Raw genomic sequence first — 15,866 nt, 5'->3', positions numbered from 1 at the left:
TTAGCGGGCGGATGGGGGTAGTGACGTTTGCGCCACGTTCTTCTGCAAGGGCGCAAACGTCACCACCCCCACCCGGCCCTTCGGGCCACCCTCCCCGCAAGGGGGAGGGTAAGGGCCGTGCAATCACCCATGCGCGGCCAGCCATTCTTCCAATATATGCTCCAGCGCCTCGACCAGCGGCTCGTCGTCGAGTTCTTCGATGATCTCCGCCACGAAAGCCTTCACCAGCAGCCCGCGCGCCGTCTTTTCCGGAATGCCGCGCGCCATCAGATAGAACAGATGGGCCGGATCGATCTGCGCCACGGTTGCGCCATGGCCGCAGGCCACGTCGTCGGCGAAGATTTCCAGTTCCGGCTTGGCGTCGAACTCGGCATCGTCGGAAAGAAGCAGCGAGTTGCAGGCCATGCGGGCGTCGGTCTTCTGCGCGATCTTGGCCACGCGGATCATGCCCTGGAAGGCACCGCGGGCGCGGCCGGTGACGACATTGCGCACGATCTCGGTCGAGGAGGTGTTTTCAACGAGATGGCCGACCGTCATGGTGACGTCGGTATGGCTCTCGCCGCCAAGCAGGTTGATGCCGCGCAGCTGGAAATCCGACCCCTCGCCCTTGACGAGCAGATGCACCTCCTGCCGCACCAGCTTGCCGCCGGCATTGACGATATAGAGCGTGAGCTTGGCATCCTTGCCGAGCCAGGCGTTGAACTGCCCGAGATCGGTGGATTTGTCGCCATGCTGGCGCAGGAGAACCCACGTCACCTCAGCGCCATCGCCGACGGTCAGATGGCTGATAGAGGAGGAGAAAGCCTCGCCCTCGCCGCCGGACTGGCGCTCGATGATGGTCGCCTTGGCGTTTTTGCCGACGCGGACGGGGAACCGCACATGGCCCTGCCCCGACTTCTGCAGGTTCTGTAATTCGATCGGCGCTTCGAGTTCCGCGCCCTCGGCGATATCGACATGCCAGCCATCGGTGACATAGGCGGCGTTGATCTCGCCGATTGCATCATCGGAGCCGCGTGTTTCGAGGGCCGGGGCGAAGGTACCGTCGGCCAGCTTCTCGGAGAGTTTTTCAAACGTGACGCCTTCGGCCCCGCCAGCCGTTAGCGCCGCGCCATTGGAGATGGCGGCGACCGTCGAGCCCGCAATCAGCGGCGCGATGGCTTGCGAGCCGGCAGCGGGATCGAAGGGGGCGACGGAGCGCAAGAGCGTGCGCAGATCGGTATAATGCCAGCTTTCGACGCGGCGCGACGGCAGGCCCTTGATCTTCAGCGCTTCGAGCGCCGTGTCGCGCGCGACGGCGACATCGGCATTGCCGGGCAATTCACCGACGCGTTCGCTGAACGCATCGATCAAGGCCGTCTCGGCCGGCGTTCTGTTCTGTGATGCGTGAACGTTCATGGCGCTCACCCTCAAGCCGCTTCGCCGATGACATCGGCATAGCCGTTTTCTTCAAGCTGCCGCGCCAGCGTCTTGTCGCCCGACTTGATGACCCGGCCCTTGTAGAGCACATGCACGCTGTCAGGCACGATATAGTCGAGCAGGCGCTGGTAGTGGGTGATGACGACGATGGAGCGGTCGGGCGAGCGCAGCGCGTTGACGCCTTCGGACACGATCTTGAGCGCATCAATGTCTAGGCCGGAATCGGTCTCGTCAAGCACGCAGAGTGTCGGCTCCAGGAGCTTCATCTGCAGGATTTCGGCGCGCTTCTTCTCGCCGCCGGAGAAGCCGACATTGAGCGGGCGCTTCAGCATGTTCACATCCATGGAAAGCAGGCCGGCGGCGTCCCTCACCCGCTTCATGAATTCCGGGATTTTCAGCTCTTCCTCACCGCGCGCCTTGCGCTGCGCGTTCATGGCGACCTTCAGGAATTCCATGGTGGCGACGCCCGGTATCTCCATCGGATACTGGAAGGCGAGGAAGATGCCCTTCGCGGCGCGTTCCGCCGGGTCGAGCTCTAGGATCGACTCGCCATTGTAGAGAATGTCGCCTTCGGTCACTTCATAGTCCTCGCGACCGGCGAGGATATAGGAGAGCGTCGACTTGCCCGAGCCGTTCGGCCCCATGATCGCGGCCACTTCGCCATCCTTCACCGTCAGGTTCAGGCCGCGGATGATCTCGGTGCCGTCTTCGGCGATGCGGGCGTGCAGGTTTTTGATTTCAAGCATTTCTTTTTCTTTCCAAATCCGAATTTAGTTCAGCCATTTGCTGGCGCATCACAATCATGTCCGCACGGATGGCGGCTATGTCGGCGCGGATAGCGCGGAGATGTTGGAGGATCCGCTCTGCGACCTCCGCATTCATCACCCCACGCTCCCCTCAAGGCTGATGTTGATCAGCTTCTGGGCCTCGACGGCGAATTCCATCGGCAGTTCCTGGATGACTTCCTTGACGAAGCCGTTGACGATGAGCGCGATGGCTTCCTCCTCGGGAATGCCGCGCTGCATGACATAAAACTTCGCATCCTCGGAAATCTTTGACGTCGTCGCCTCGTGCTCGATCTGGGCGCTGGCGTTCTTGGCCTCGATATAGGGCACGGTATGCGCGCCGCAGTCATTGCCGATCAGCAGCGAGTCGCAGTTCGTGAAGTTTCGGGCATTCGCCGCCTTGCGGTGGACCGAAACCTGACCGCGATAGGTGTTGTTCGAATTGCCCGCCGAGATGCCCTTGGAGATGATGCGGCTCGACGTGTTCTTGCCGAGATGGATCATCTTGGTGCCCGAGTCGATCTGCTGATGGCCGTTCGAGACGGCGATCGAATAGAACTCGCCGCGCGAATTGTCGCCGCGCAGAATGCAGGAGGGGTATTTCCAGGTGATGGCGGAGCCGGTCTCGACCTGCGTCCAGGAGATCTTCGAGTTCTTGCCCCGGCAATCGCCGCGCTTGGTGACGAAGTTGTAGATGCCGCCTTTGCCGTCCTTGTCGCCGGGATACCAGTTCTGAACGGTGGAGTATTTGATCTCCGCATCGTCGAGCGCGATGAGTTCCACCACCGCCGCGTGAAGCTGGTTTTCGTCGCGCTGCGGCGCGGTGCAGCCTTCGAGATAGGAGACATAGGCCCCCTCGTCGGCGATGATCAGCGTGCGCTCGAACTGGCCGGTGTTCTTCTCGTTGATGCGGAAATAGGTGGAGAGCTCCATCGGGCAGCGCACGCCTTTCGGCACATAGACGAAGGAACCGTCCGTGAAGACAGCCGAATTGAGCGTTGCGTAGAAATTATCCGAGGTCGGCACCACCGAACCCAGATATTTCTTCACGAGGTCCGGGTGCTCGCGGATGGCTTCCGAGATCGAGCAGAAGATGACGCCCGCCTTGGCAAGCTCCGCCTTGAAGGTGGTGACGACGGAGACGCTATCGAACACCGCATCGACGGCGACGCGGCCCGAATTATAGACATTATCAGAAGGCTCCTCGTCCGAGGGGCTGGGCTCGCCCATCTTGCGGACGCCCGCAAGAATCTCCTGCTCCTTCAGCGGGATGCCGAGCTTCTCATAGGTGCGAAGCAGTTCCGGATCGACTTCATCGAGCGATTTGGGGCCGGTCTGGTTCTTCGGCGCGGCGTAATAATGAAGGTCCTGGAAGTCGATCTTCGGGTAATCGACGCGCGCCCAGGTCGGCTCCTCCATGGTCTGCCAGCGGCGATAGGCTTCCAGCCGCCATTCCAGCATCCATTCCGGCTCGTTCTTCTTGGCGGAGATGAAGCGGATGATGTCTTCGTTCAGGCCCTTCGGGGCCTTGTCGGTTTCGATATGCGTCTCGAAACCATACTTATACTGGTCCACATCGATATTGCGGACCTGCTCAATCGTCTCCTGCACGGCAGGCATTGGCGTTCTCCATCCAGGTCGGGGTCAAGGCCCGACAGTTCGAAACGTCAAGGCAGTCATTACTGCCTCTATGTAATGCGTTTTCACGCGTTTAAAACCGGCCTAGCCGGAATTTCAAGCAACCTCCCGCTGCTTTTTCCGCTCCACGATAGCGGCAAGGAGGTCGAGGAAGCGATCGGCCACGCTCGCATCCGCTTCTGGACCGGTCGAAACCCGGAGCGCGCCGATGTTTTCGTCATATCCCATGGCGGTCAGCACATGGCTCGGCCCCACCTTGCCCGAGGAGCAGGCGGAACCGGCGGAAAGCGCGATGCCAGCCAGGTCGAAGGCGATCTGCGCCGTTTCCGCCTTCATGCCCGGAAGCGAAAAGAAGGTGGTGTTGGGCAGCCGCGGCACATCCGCGCCATGGATGATCGCGTCAGGGGCGATCCGGCGAATGCCTGCCTCGATCATATCCCTTATATCGGCGGGCCAGCCAGCAGCGTCGAGGCGCGCCCGCGCAACCTTTGCCGCCGCGCCGAAACCGGCGATGAGGGCAAGCGATTCGGTACCCGCACGGTGCCCCTTCTCCTGCCCGCCGCCGCGGACGAGCGCGCGCGGCATGATCAAATCGGACAGCGCAACAATGGCGCCGGCGCCCTTCGGACCGCCGATCTTGTGCGAGGATAGAATCAGATAATCGCCGCAAGCCTTTGTCATATCGAGCGGAATTCGCCCGGCCGCCTGCACCGCGTCCACCACCAGAAGGCCGCCCGCCTCCTTGACGATGGCGGCAATTTCGGCGGTCGGCTGGATCACGCCGGTCTCGTTGTTCGCCGCTTGCACGGCGACGAGCGGCAGACCTTCGGACTTGTCATGCGCGGCCAGCAGTTTCTTCAGCGCGGCGAGGTCGATGAGCCCATCGGCATGGACAGGAACGATGCTCACCTGCTCCGGCGCGAACTGCCCGCCGGCGAGAACACAAGGATGTTCCGTCGCGCCGGTATAAAGGCGTGAAAGGCGTAAGGCGGCCCGGCCCATCATGTAATGCGGGGTCAGCAGCGTCGATGCCGCCTCGGTCGCGCCCGAGGTAAAGACTACATGGTCGGGCCTGGCATTGACGAGCGCGGCGACATCGCGGCGGGCGGCTTCCACCAGCGCCCGGGCGGCCCTGCCCTCCCGGTGAACGGACGAGGGATTGCCGGCGACATCGAGCGCAGCCACAACCGCATCGTGCGCTTCCGCGATAAGCGGCGCGCTGGCGTTGTAGTCAAGATAGATGCGGCTGGCGCTCATATCTCGCGCTCTTTCTTCCCTGTTTGCGTCTATACGCTGCTAATAGCGCAATTTTCTTGAAATTTGGCCCCGGAACAGCCTATTAAACCGCTCCTGCTGGATGATGTCCAGTTTTGAAGAGTTCTAAAGTCTACTTTTATGAGCGATGCGCCAATCCGTCAAGGCAGCAGCGCCGAAATAGGAGACTTGTTCAGCCAGCCCCCGGCAACGAGTGGAGTACACATGCCTGAAGTCATTTTCAACGGACCAGCCGGACGCATCGAGGGCCGCTATCAGCCGTCCAAGGAAAAGAACGCGCCAATCGCGCTCATTCTTCACCCGCATCCTCAGTTCGGCGGCACGATGAATAACAAGATCGTGTACGACCTGTTCTACATGTTCCAGCAACGCGGCTTCACCACGCTGCGCTTCAATTTCCGCGGCATCGGCCGCAGCCAGGGCGAATTCGACCATGGCTCCGGCGAATTGTCGGATGCGGCAGGCGCACTCGACTGGGTGCAGTCGCTTCACCCGGATTCCAAGACCTGCTGGGTCGCGGGCTATTCCTTCGGCGCATGGATCGGCATGCAGCTCCTGATGCGCCGTCCGGAGATCGAAGGCTTCATCTCCGTCGCGCCGCAGCCCAACACCTATGATTTCTCCTTCCTCGCGCCCTGCCCTTCTTCCGGTCTCATCATCCATGGCGACCAGGACAAGGTGGCGCCGCCGAAGGATGTGCAGGGACTGGTGGACAAGCTCAAGACCCAGAAGGGCATCACCATCACGCAGAAGACCATTCCCGGCGCCAACCATTTCTTCAGCGGCAAGGTGGATGAGCTGATCACCGACTGCGCCGATTATCTCGACCGGCGCATGAGCGGCGAACTGGTGGAATCGAAGCCGAAACGGCTGAGGTAGGTTCTCAGCCGTCATCCTCGGGCTCGTCCTAGGGATATGCGACGAGAAAAAGAATAGCGATTACCGTACTGACGGATTATACGCTGTAGATCCTCGGGACGAGCCCGAGGATGACGGCGAGAACTGCCAGTACTCTTAAAACAACAGGAAAAAGGGACGATGTCCGGCTTCAAATCCGATTTTCTTCGCACGCTTTCCGAGCGCGGTTTCATTCATCAGATTTCTGATGAGGCCGGCCTCGACACGCTGTTTCAGAAGGAAATCGTGACGGGGTATATAGGCTTCGATCCCACGGCGCCGAGCCTTCATGCGGGCGGGCTCATTCAGATCATGATGCTGCACTGGATGCAGCAGACCGGGCACCGGCCCATCGCGCTGATGGGCGGCGGCACCGGCATGGTCGGCGACCCGTCCTTCAAGGACGAAGCGCGCAAGCTGATGACGGTGGACACCATCGCCGCCAATATCCAGGGCATCAAAAAGGTCTTCAGCCAATACCTGACCTTCGGTGAGGGCAAGACCGATGCCGTCATGGTCGACAATGCCGACTGGCTGCGCGACCTGAATTATCTCGAATTTCTGCGCGATGTCGGCCGCCATTTCTCGGTCAACCGGATGCTGTCCTTCGATTCGGTCAAGCTCCGACTCGACCGCGAGCAATCGCTGTCGTTCCTTGAATTCAACTACATGATCCTGCAGGCCTATGATTTCGTGGAGCTCAACAAGCGCTATGGCGCGAAATTGCAGATGGGCGGCTCGGATCAGTGGGGCAATATCATCAATGGCGTCGATCTCGGCCACCGCATGCTGGATACCCAGTTCTATGCGCTGACCTCGCCGCTGCTGACTACGGCCTCGGGCGCCAAGATGGGCAAGTCTTTGTCAGGCGCGGTGTGGCTCAATGCCGATATGCTCTCCCCTTACGATTTCTGGCAGTATTGGCGCAACACCGAGGATGCGGATGTCGAGCGCTTCCTGAAGCTCTACACCACCCTGCCCCTCGACGAGATCGCGCGGCTTGCCGCGCTGGGCGGCTCTGAAATCAACGAGACGAAGAAGATCCTCGCCACGGAAGTGACCGCGATGCTGCACGGCCGCGAGGCCGCGGAGGAAGCGGCGGAAACGGCGCGCAAGACCTTCGAGGAAGGCGCGCTTTCCGAAAACCTGCCCTCCGTGGAGATCGCCCGCGACACGCTCCACGCAGGCGTCGGCGTGCAGGCGCTGCTCGTCACCGCCGGTCTCGCCGGCTCCAATGGCGAAGCCCGGCGTCATATTCAGGGCGGCGCGGTGCGCATCAATGACGAGCCGGTAAAGGACGAGCGCGCGACGGTGGGAAGCGATCAGCTCACCGCCGATGGTGTGATCAAGCTGTCGCTGGGGCGAAAGAAGCATATTCTGGTGCGGGTGGTTTAAAGTGTGGCGCCTCCTTCCCCCTTGCGGGGAAGGTGCCCGCGTTAGCGGGCGGATGGGGGTGGTGACGTTTGCGCCAAGGTTTTCAGCAGAAGTGCAGGCGTCACCACCCCCACCCGGCCCTCCGGGCCACCCTCCCCGCAAGGGGGAGGGACACTAGAGCATCACTGAAACTCAAATATCGACCTGAAAATCCCCGGTGCCATCACTGAAATCGGGTTGACGATGATCTGCGGTTGCTTGGCATTGCCGGCGAGCTTGTAGGTGATGCCGATAAGGCCGCGGTCGCGGCCATTGCCGAGGAGCGCGCCTAAAATCGGCAACTCACCGAACAGCCGGTTGAGGCCATAGGCGGGCATGAAGGTGCCGGTGATCGACATATTGCCATGGCGGTCGTAGAGAATGCCTTGAAACGTCGTCCCGATCAGCGGCCCGCGCACGATACCGCGCTGCAGGGTGACGTAGCCCGCCCCTTTTTCGATCTGCGAATATCCACGGTCGAAATAGACGCGGCTGACATCGATGTCCCGCTTCACCGCCTCGCTGAGGCTGGCGCCGCCGCTCTGCGGCGGGGTTGAGACGATCTTCGAAAGGCGCGGCTCGTCGACAATGGTGAAATTTCTGGCGTCCACCTGCCCCTTTAAAGGACCGCCGCCCTGGGCCGTCAGGCTGATATTGATCGTGCCGCCCTGCATCTTGTCGTAGTAGTCGAAGAAACGCAGCACCGCGCCCGCGTCCGACGATTGCAGCGAGACGGATTTTGCGCCGTTCTGCACATTGTTGGTGGCGGTGAACGCCTTGCCGGAGGCCGTCTTGGCGTTAATCGACAGGCCGGAAACCTCGGGACCGACGCCTTCATAGGACACTGCCACATTGTGCAGCGTCTCGGAATTGAAGCCGGTAACCTGATCCAGCTGGGCGTTCACGACGAGGCGCGTCTTGCTGCCGCTTCCGCCATCCTCCTGCCCGTCGCTTCCGCCCGACGTGATCTGCTGCAACAGTGCCCGCGCATCGAAGGATTTTCCCGTCACATCCGCGCGGTAACCGCCGTCGATCCGGCTGATCTTTACCGCCATGTCGTCAGTGCGGTTGAGGCGAATTTGCTTGAAGGTCGCGGCGCGCAAGGCGCCATTGGCGAGCGAGAGATCGCCTTCCAGACGGAAAGCATCGCCTGAGAGAACGAGGTTCTTGATCTGCACATCCTTGTCATCGAGGCCGGCGCCGACCAGCGTCATCGTCGCCTTGGCGGGCACGCCTGCGCCCTTTTTCCAGCCGATCCAGGGAATGTTGATCGCCGTCTTCGTCAGGTCGATGCTGACAGGACGCTCATCGCCCGTCGCCGCCGAAAGGTCGACTTCCATCGGGCCCTTCAGGATGCCGCTTAGACCGGGCAATTCCTTCGCCCTGATCTTGTCGTCCATCACGAGTTTCACCATCTGCTGGCGCTTGACGGTCGAATCCTCGATGGGCTCGACCATATCCACGCTTGCCGGGATGCCGTTGAGCTTGGCATTCGCATTGATCTGCGCGGCGGTTTGCGTGATCTTCAGCGTGCCTTTCGCATCGGTTACCTCCTGACCGCCGACCGGCTTCAGAATATCCAGGTTCGAGAAATCGATGTCGGCATTCCATTTGAGGCTGCCGTCCGGCGCATCGCGGGTCACCGGAAAGGTGACGAAAATGCGCGAGGACACGTCGCCGGTGACGTCTTCCGGCTTGAAAGGCGCGTGTTTCAGCGCGTCGATGGGCTTGTAACCGGTGATTTCGGCGACAGCCGCCGCATCGCCGCTTACCGTGAGGTCGAGATCGGCCAGAACGGGCCGCTGCGGGCCCCAGGGAATCACCAGCGTCCCCTTGGAAACATCCACCTGCCGGTTGCTGGGCGTATAGGCGGTGCCTTTCTCCAGCGTGATTGTGGTGTGCGAGCCGCGGACAGTGACCGCGCCGGAGGCATCGCGCACCGGCGGCAGGTCGCCCACCACATCGAAGCGCGTGTCGGAGACGGAGAAATCAGCCTTGATCTCCTCAGAGGTCAAAGGCGCGGGCTTTCCGGGGCCATTGAAGCGCCCGGCGGGAAAGGCGATGTCGATCTGGCTGTTCATCAGCGTGCCGCCATAGAGATTGTCGAGCACCCAGCGGCGCGCGCCATCCGCCACGTCGATGGGCCAGAGCTGCTTGGCCGCCGCGACAGGCATTTCCGGAATGCGCAACAGGAAGATCATCTCCGGCGTGCCCTCGCCAAAGGTCATGCGGCCCTGGCCATAGAGTTCGCCGCCGCTTCCCGGCTTGATGCTCAGCTGATCGAAATCAAGCTGGCTGCGGTCATTGAGATAGCGGCCCGCAATGCGCAGGGCGAAGGGCAGCGGCTGCTCGGGCGAATCGCGCGGGGCGGAAACAGCGGAACTGGTGGCGATCTTGAAGCGATAGGCGGCCTCTTGCGCTGCGCCAGCCTCACCCGCCGGCTCGGGGCCGATAATTCCGCTGAATTGCATGTCCAGCCCGCCCAGCGCCAGGCTTGAGGGCGTCAATTCGACCGTTCCACTGCCGCCCATCTGGCGGAAATTCAAGGCAGCGGCGACGGGAATGCCGCTCTCGCGGCCCAGATCCATGCTGCCGCCGGTGATGTTCAACTGGCCGTCGAGTTCCATCGGCTTTCCGCTGACGGCGGCGTTGCCGCGCAGCTCAAGGTCCGCCTCGCCCCGGAAACGGAAATGAGCCGGGTTGGGCGCTCCACCGGCAACTGCTTCCGAAACCTCTGGAGGAGAATCGATATTCACCGCTATGCCGTTGATATTCATGTGAAACCTGGTGACCGCACCCTGCCCGTCATGCGCCACGCCGCCCGTCAGCGTAATCGTCTTGCCGTTCCAGATGAAGGTGCCGTCCAGCGCGATCGCGCCGTCTTTTTCCGTGAGGCTGGCCTTTTCAACTTCCAGCGTTTTCTCCTCGCCCAACAGGCGGAAATGGACGGCGGTGTTCAGGATGAGGATCGACCGTGTCGAGCGCTGGTCGAGGAGTTTCACGCGCTGCGCGATTTCCTCGAAGAGCGCACGCGAAACGGCGTCAAAATCAATGAGCCCGTGGGAATCGCGCGGCAAGGCGGCGAGGATGCCGCCTCCCTGCCCGCTGTCCGGTACTCTTATATCGGCGCCCTCCACCTCGACCTGCGCGATGCGCAGCTCACCCGTCAGCAGCGCAAGCGGCGCGAGCCCGAGGCGCACCGAGCGGATGCCCTCGACCGAAACGCCGTCGGCGGGGTTGGAGACGGCCACGTCATTGGCTTCGAGAGCGAGATGATACTTCCGGTCGATGGAAATGCTGGCGCTGGCGAGCGACGTCGCCGCATCCTTGCCCGCGACGGATTGCAGCGCCGCGCGGGCCTCGCGCGTGAGCGTATCGTTGCTCACCCCAGATCGCAGCAGAAAGAAGCCCGCCACTGCGACGACACCGAGAAGAATCAGCACCGAAAGCACAGCGCGGAAAGCGAGCCAGACGAGCGAACGGCGCCTGCGGGCGCCGGGCACCGGCGGCGCCCCCTGCTCGCAGGCCGAGGGATAAAGATGCAGATCCTTTATCTCACGCCTTCGAAAGCGGATTTTTTCTGGCTTCGCAGTCAAATTCCCACGCTGATGGTTAGAGTCACCCTCGCCCAGGAATGCCCATGGACGATTCCCGCAAGGATCATATATTGCTCTTCTCTGGAAGATAGGCCGCCGGCGCTAAAGCGCCGAATCCATCTGTCCCAGCACATCCACACAAAGAAAGGCATTGATATGGCTGCCCCTGACATTGGCGACATCGCGCCCGATTTTTCCCTCCCTCGCGATGGCGGCGAGACCGTCACCCTTTCCGGGCTCCGGGGCGAGCCGGTCGTCCTTTATTTTTATCCCAAGGACGATACCAGCGGCTGCACACAGGAGGCCATAGAATTTTCCCGCCTCAAAGGCGATTTCGACAGGATTGGCGTGCGCGTCATCGGCATGTCGCCGGATAGCGTGAAGAAGCACGACAAGTTCAAGACCAAGCACGAGCTGGCGGTCGAGCTCGTCTCCGACGAGGATAAGAGCGTGCTGCAGGCCTATGGCGTCTGGGTGGAAAAGAGCATGTATGGGCGCAAATATATGGGTGTCGAGCGCACCACTTTCCTGATCGGCCCGGATGGTATGATCACCCATGTGTGGCGCAAGGTGAAGGTGCCCGGCCACGCGGCAGAGGTGCTGAAGGCGGCGGAAGCCCTCGCTTCGGGCGTGAACTAAGCCTTCATTAACCATAATGAAGTGTAATGGGCTCGTACCTTCTCATTGAAAAAAAGCAGGGCCGAGCCCGTGACCGATCAGCGCCTCCCCATTTTCGGAAAGCGAAAAGAGCCGCACACGATCATCATCGCGCGCGGACAGAGCATCAGCCATTTCTCCATCCGCCCGTGGATGTGGCTTACGGGCGGCTCTGTCTGTGCGCTCATCGCCATTGGCTATCTGCTGGCGACCTTTTACCTCGTCATGCGGGACGATCTCATCGGCGCCAGCATTGCCCGCCAGGCACGGATGCAGCAGCTCTATGAGGACCGGATATCGGCGCTTCGCGTGCAGGTGGACAGGGTCACCAGCCGGCAATTGCTCGACCAGAGAATGATGGAGGAGAAGGTCGCCGAACTCATCGAGCGACAGAAGACCTTGAGCAGCCGCGACGGCAGGCTCGCTCCGCTTCTCAAACGGGCAAGCGATGTCGCCTTGCCGGAAAAGCCCGAAATGCCGCCGGAACAGCATACGCAGCTTTTGCCCGAGAATAACGATCCGGCCGATGCGGTCTTTCTCGGCATCGACCCCATCATCACCGGCCCGGTTCCCAGGGAAGGAGGACCTCGAAGGAGCGACATGCTGCGCCCTTCGGAGGGCCTCGCGGGGGAGTCGACGACCGAGAAGGCCGAGGGCATCCTGCGGACCATCAACCGCTCGCTCCAGCAGATCGAAACGGAACAGATCCACAAGGTGCGCAACCTGACCGAGAGCGCCTTCGAGACCGCCGATAATATCACCGGGACGCTCAACGCCGCCGGGCTGAAGATCGACGATCAGGATGAGAAAAACGGCATGGGCGGCCCGCTCATCGCCCTCGAATCCCCGGCGGAAAGCGTCGAAAACTTCGACCTTCAGCTACAGGACCTCGACACCGCGCTCGATCGGCTCGACCGGCTGAAGAAGACCGTACGCACCCTCCCTCTCGCCAATCCCGCGCCCGGCATGCCGGTGACGAGCCTCTTCGGCGTCCGGCGCGATCCCCTCATCGGAACGCCAGCCTTCCACGCCGGCATCGACTTTCGCGCGCAGAGCGGGCAGCAGGTGAAGGCCACCGCCGCCGGCATCGTCACCAAGGCGCGGCGTAACGGCGGGTACGGCAATATGGTGGAGATCGATCACGGCAACGGATTTTCCAGCCGCTATGCGCATTTGAGCCGCGTTCTGGTGCGTGAAAACCAGCGGGTGGCGTTCGGCGAAGCCATCGGCGAGGCCGGCAATACCGGACGCTCGACCGGCACCCATCTCCATTACGAAATCCGCCGCAACGGCACGGCCATCAATCCGGCGAATTTTCTGAAGACCGGACGGCAGATCGAGCAGCTGCTGTAGGCGGAACGCTTGACCCGGCGATGGTATTTTCTTACATTCACTCTATCGATATCGATTGAGTACGGCCATGAGCAAGACGGCGACCCTTTCCTCAAAATTCCAGATATCCATTCCCAAGGCGATCCGTGACGCTCAGCATTGGGAGGCGGGTCAGATCTTTGCGTTTATTCCCAAGGGAGCGGGCGTTCTCCTAATGCCGGTCCCAACGGATGAGGAGCTTGCAGGTCTCGCGAAAGGCGCTTCGCCGACCGACTATCGCGACCGCTCGGATCGCTACTGATGCGGCTCGTCGACACGTCGGCGTGGATCGAGTGGCTAATTGACTCTCCTACTGGAAAGATAATTGCCCAGCATCTTCCAGAACGAGCGGAATGGCTCGTTCCAACGATTGTCCAATTGGAACTAACAAAATGGGCCGTACGAGCGCTTGGCGACGATAAAGCGGACGCAATCATCGCCTCCACGCAAGTGCGCCTTATTGCGCCGCTCGACACTGAAATAGCATTAGCAGCAGCCGAGGCTTGCCGAACACACGGATTGGCAACGGCTGATGCCATTATATTTGCTACGGCCCGTGTCTACGGGGCCGATCTCATTACGTGCGATGCTCACTTCAAAGGATTGCCGGGCGTGCAACTGATCGAAAAGATCAAACCCCTCAACTGAAAAGCCCGGCTTTCGCCGGGCTTTGATTTTTACGCAATATCCTCGACCGGCTCGCTGCCGCCGTGGATGCGATGCGCCAGGGCGGCTTCCATGAAGGGGTCGAGCGCACCGTCGAGCACGTCCTGCGGACTGGTGCTTTCCACGCCGGTGCGCAGATCCTTCACCAGCTGGTAGGGCTGCAATACGTAGGAGCGGATCTGGTGGCCCCAGCCGATATCGGTCTTCGAGGCCGCCTCGGCATTCGCCGCTTCCTCGCGCTTCTTCAGTTCCGCCTCGTAGAGACGGGCGCGCAACATTTCCCACGCCTTGGCGCGGTTCTTGTGCTGCGAGCGCTCCTGCTGGCAGGCGACGACGATGCCGGTCGGTATGTGCGTGATGCGCACCGCGGAGTCGGTCGTGTTGACGTGCTGGCCACCCGCGCCCGACGAGCGATAGGTGTCAATGCGGCAGTCGCTTTCGTTGATGTCGATATTAATCGAGTCATCAACAACAGGATAGACCCAGACGCTGGCAAAGGAGGTGTGCCGCCGCGCGTTCGAATCGTATGGCGAGATGCGCACCAGCCGGTGCACGCCCGACTCGGTCTTGAGCATACCATAGCCATTGTGGCCCTTGACGAGGATCGTGGCGGACTTGATTCCGGCCTCTTCACCGTCATGCACTTCGAGCACTTCCACTTTCCTGCCGCTGCGCTCGGCCCAGCGCGTATACATGCGCAGGAGCATCGAGGCCCAGTCCTGACTCTCCGTGCCTCCGGCACCGGAGTGAACTTCGAGATAGGTGTCGTTGCCGTCAGCCTCGCCGGAAAGCAGCGTCTCGATCTGGCGCGTGTCGATGTCGCGCTTCAGCTGGCGGATGGTTTCTTCCGCCTCCGCGACGATCGCCTTGTCGCCCTCTTCCTCGCCCATGGCGATGAGTTCGATACTATCCTCAAGCGACTGGCTCAGGCGGCGGATTTCGTTTATTGCGTCCTCGAGCTGCTGACGCTCGCGCATCAGCTTCTGAGCTTCCTGCGCATCGTTCCACAGCGTCGGATCTTCGGCTTTGTGATTGAGATATTCCAGCCTTTTCAGTGACTGATCCCAGTCAAAGATGCCTCCTCAGCAGGCCTACGCCCTGCTGGATTTCGTCGACCAAAGATTCGATTTCGGCTCGCATTAGCGTTTCCGTTCCTTGTTGTTTATTAGCGGATTGAAATCGCGGCGGAACATAGTGACAGCGCCGCCGCGTGTAAAGGCCGCAATCAGGCTGGGTGCCGGGTTTCACCCTGGCGGACGATGGCGCCCACCGCATTGACAAGCAGACGCGCGGCGGTCAATGCCGACAGACCGTCAACGTCCGCAGGCGGGTATAGTTCGACAAGGTCGAATCCCGCGATGACGGAACGCTTGCCGACGCCCGAGATCAGATCGATCACCTGCGTGTAAGTGAGACCACCGGGCGTACGCGCCGCCACGCCCGGCATGATGCCCGGATCGAGGCCGTCGCTGTCGAGCGTGACGACAACGCGCGCACCTTCCGGAATGTGCCGGAGAGCGGCTTCGGTGCCGTAAGCGTGAACCTCCCGGGCGGTGACAAAGCGGCTACCGTAATGCTGTGCGGCCTCGATTTCGCCAAGCCGTGCGCTCCCGACGCTGCGCAAGCCCACTTGCACCATGCCTGCGACATGCGGCATCTCGCTTGCCCGTCGCATCGGGCTCGAATAGCCATGGCGTTCACCATATATCTCGTCGCGCCAGTCGATATGGGCGTCGATTTGCAAAATCCAGATCGGCCCGTGATCCGCAAAACCACCGAGAAACGGGATAACCACGGAATCGTCGCCGCCCAGCAGAATGGGCACCGCCGGCAATGCGAGAATCTCCCGCGTCTTCGCCTCGATGCGGGCGCGGTTGCCGGTATTGTCATGCATGACGGTGGGAAGATCGCCGACGTCGACGCAGGCGACCGGCTTGCCGTCGAACAGTGGTCCGCCCAGATCGAAGTCCCAGTGCTCGATGAGCGGAGCGTCGTCCTGGCTTGCCGCGCGGATGGCGTCCGGGGCCAAGGCATGGCCGCCGCTGTCCTTTCCCGGATATGTGCTGCCGTGACCGGCGCCGAATATGACCGCGCGCGGTAGACCGCCATTTGCGAGGCGGCCGGGAAAGCCAAGAAAGGAAGAACTCATACC

Annotated in this window: 14 protein-coding genes; 6 read left to right on the top strand and 8 right to left on the bottom strand. The window is 61.5% G+C overall.

Annotated elements, in window-relative coordinates; translation table 11 throughout:
- Positions 1–123 precede the first annotated feature (123 nt).
- From sufD to ACOWVG_RS09860, 5 genes are all read right to left on the bottom strand, one after another.
- Positions 124–1,395: a Fe-S cluster assembly protein SufD gene (gene sufD, locus ACOWVG_RS09880; RefSeq protein ID WP_420961827.1), complete on the bottom strand. Its 1,272-nt coding sequence runs from the start codon at positions 1,393–1,395 to the stop codon at positions 124–126.
- 11 nt (positions 1,396–1,406) lie between these two features.
- Positions 1,407–2,162, bottom strand: a complete 756-nt coding sequence (gene sufC, locus ACOWVG_RS09875) for a Fe-S cluster assembly ATPase SufC (protein WP_420961826.1) — start codon at positions 2,160–2,162, stop codon at positions 1,407–1,409.
- A complete protein-coding gene (locus ACOWVG_RS09870; protein WP_420961825.1) occupies positions 2,155–2,298 on the bottom strand; it encodes a hypothetical protein in 144 nt (47 codons plus the stop codon). The genes sufC and ACOWVG_RS09870 overlap by 8 nt, the downstream gene beginning before the upstream one ends.
- Positions 2,298–3,821: a Fe-S cluster assembly protein SufB gene (gene sufB / locus ACOWVG_RS09865; RefSeq protein ID WP_420961823.1), complete on the bottom strand. Its 1,524-nt coding sequence runs from the start codon at positions 3,819–3,821 to the stop codon at positions 2,298–2,300. The genes ACOWVG_RS09870 and sufB overlap by 1 nt, the downstream gene beginning before the upstream one ends.
- Before the next feature lie 114 nt (positions 3,822–3,935).
- Entirely contained in the window at positions 3,936–5,096 is a 1,161-nt protein-coding gene (locus tag ACOWVG_RS09860) for a cysteine desulfurase family protein (RefSeq protein WP_420961821.1), read from the bottom strand.
- 222 nt (positions 5,097–5,318) lie between these two features.
- Between ACOWVG_RS09860 and ACOWVG_RS09855 the strand changes: the two genes are divergently transcribed.
- Both ACOWVG_RS09855 and tyrS read left to right on the top strand, forming a co-directional pair.
- Positions 5,319–5,993, top strand: coding sequence for an alpha/beta hydrolase (locus ACOWVG_RS09855; protein WP_420961819.1), 675 nt, complete (start codon positions 5,319–5,321; stop codon positions 5,991–5,993).
- Positions 5,994–6,152: 159 nt separating this feature from the next.
- Positions 6,153–7,406, top strand: a complete 1,254-nt coding sequence (gene tyrS / locus ACOWVG_RS09850) for a tyrosine--tRNA ligase (RefSeq protein ID WP_420961817.1) — start codon at positions 6,153–6,155, stop codon at positions 7,404–7,406.
- Between the two features lie 161 nt (positions 7,407–7,567).
- Here the strand turns inward: tyrS and ACOWVG_RS09845 are convergent, their stop codons facing one another.
- The gene (locus ACOWVG_RS09845; RefSeq protein WP_420962403.1) at positions 7,568–10,969 is read right to left on the bottom strand and encodes a DUF3971 domain-containing protein; all 3,402 of its coding nucleotides are present in this window, start codon (positions 10,967–10,969) and stop codon (positions 7,568–7,570) included.
- A 207-nt stretch (positions 10,970–11,176) separates the two neighbouring features.
- Between ACOWVG_RS09845 and bcp the strand changes: the two genes are divergently transcribed.
- The 4 genes from bcp to ACOWVG_RS09825 all read left to right on the top strand — a co-directional run bounded on the left by bcp (position 11,177) and on the right by ACOWVG_RS09825 (position 13,696).
- A complete protein-coding gene (gene bcp, locus ACOWVG_RS09840) occupies positions 11,177–11,659 on the top strand; it encodes a thioredoxin-dependent thiol peroxidase (RefSeq protein WP_420961816.1) in 483 nt (160 codons plus the stop codon).
- A 69-nt stretch (positions 11,660–11,728) separates the two neighbouring features.
- Complete coding sequence (locus tag ACOWVG_RS09835; protein ID WP_420961814.1) at positions 11,729–13,030, top strand: M23 family metallopeptidase; 1,302 nt, start codon at positions 11,729–11,731, stop codon at positions 13,028–13,030.
- Positions 13,031–13,097: 67 nt separating this feature from the next.
- Positions 13,098–13,310, top strand: coding sequence for an AbrB/MazE/SpoVT family DNA-binding domain-containing protein (locus tag ACOWVG_RS09830; RefSeq protein WP_420961812.1), 213 nt, complete (start codon positions 13,098–13,100; stop codon positions 13,308–13,310).
- A complete protein-coding gene (locus ACOWVG_RS09825; protein WP_420961811.1) occupies positions 13,310–13,696 on the top strand; it encodes a type II toxin-antitoxin system VapC family toxin in 387 nt (128 codons plus the stop codon). Before ACOWVG_RS09830 ends, ACOWVG_RS09825 begins: the two co-directional genes overlap by 1 nt.
- 29 nt (positions 13,697–13,725) lie before the next feature.
- Here ACOWVG_RS09825 and prfB read toward each other — a convergent pair.
- Together prfB and ACOWVG_RS09815 are read right to left on the bottom strand one after the other, a co-directional pair.
- A protein-coding gene (prfB, locus tag ACOWVG_RS09820; RefSeq protein WP_420961810.1) for a peptide chain release factor 2 occupies positions 13,726–14,854 on the bottom strand; the annotation gives its coding sequence in 2 pieces (ribosomal slippage) (positions 13,726–14,784 and positions 14,786–14,854; 1,128 coding nt in all).
- A gap of 85 nt (positions 14,855–14,939) precedes the next feature.
- The gene (locus ACOWVG_RS09815) at positions 14,940–15,863 is read right to left on the bottom strand and encodes an agmatinase (protein WP_420961809.1); all 924 of its coding nucleotides are present in this window, start codon (positions 15,861–15,863) and stop codon (positions 14,940–14,942) included.
- Positions 15,864–15,866: the final 3 nt, after the last annotated feature.

It is taken from the genome of Brucella sp. IR073 (assembly GCF_049065735.1).
In the GTDB taxonomy this organism is placed as follows: domain Bacteria; phylum Pseudomonadota; class Alphaproteobacteria; order Rhizobiales; family Rhizobiaceae; genus Paramesorhizobium.
This window is presented reverse-complemented; position numbering and strand designations above follow the sequence as displayed.

Bases quoted from the DNA above. Each gene is read 5' to 3' on its own strand.
- sufD (WP_420961827.1), bottom strand. From the start codon at position 1,395: ATGAACGTTCACGCATCACAGAACAGAACGCCGGCCGAGACGGCCTTG.
- tyrS (WP_420961817.1), top strand. From the start codon at position 6,153: ATGTCCGGCTTCAAATCCGATTTTCTTCGCACGCTTTCCGAGCGCGGT.
- ACOWVG_RS09825 (WP_420961811.1), top strand. From the start codon at position 13,310: ATGCGGCTCGTCGACACGTCGGCGTGGATCGAGTGGCTAATTGACTCT.
- ACOWVG_RS09870 (WP_420961825.1), bottom strand. From the start codon at position 2,298: ATGAATGCGGAGGTCGCAGAGCGGATCCTCCAACATCTCCGCGCTATC.
- ACOWVG_RS09830 (WP_420961812.1), top strand. From the start codon at position 13,098: ATGAGCAAGACGGCGACCCTTTCCTCAAAATTCCAGATATCCATTCCC.
- bcp (WP_420961816.1), top strand. From the start codon at position 11,177: ATGGCTGCCCCTGACATTGGCGACATCGCGCCCGATTTTTCCCTCCCT.
- ACOWVG_RS09815 (WP_420961809.1), bottom strand. From the start codon at position 15,863: ATGAGTTCTTCCTTTCTTGGCTTTCCCGGCCGCCTCGCAAATGGCGGT.
- ACOWVG_RS09860 (WP_420961821.1), bottom strand. From the start codon at position 5,096: ATGAGCGCCAGCCGCATCTATCTTGACTACAACGCCAGCGCGCCGCTT.
- ACOWVG_RS09855 (WP_420961819.1), top strand. From the start codon at position 5,319: ATGCCTGAAGTCATTTTCAACGGACCAGCCGGACGCATCGAGGGCCGC.
- sufB (WP_420961823.1), bottom strand. From the start codon at position 3,821: ATGCCTGCCGTGCAGGAGACGATTGAGCAGGTCCGCAATATCGATGTG.
- sufC (WP_420961826.1), bottom strand. From the start codon at position 2,162: ATGCTTGAAATCAAAAACCTGCACGCCCGCATCGCCGAAGACGGCACC.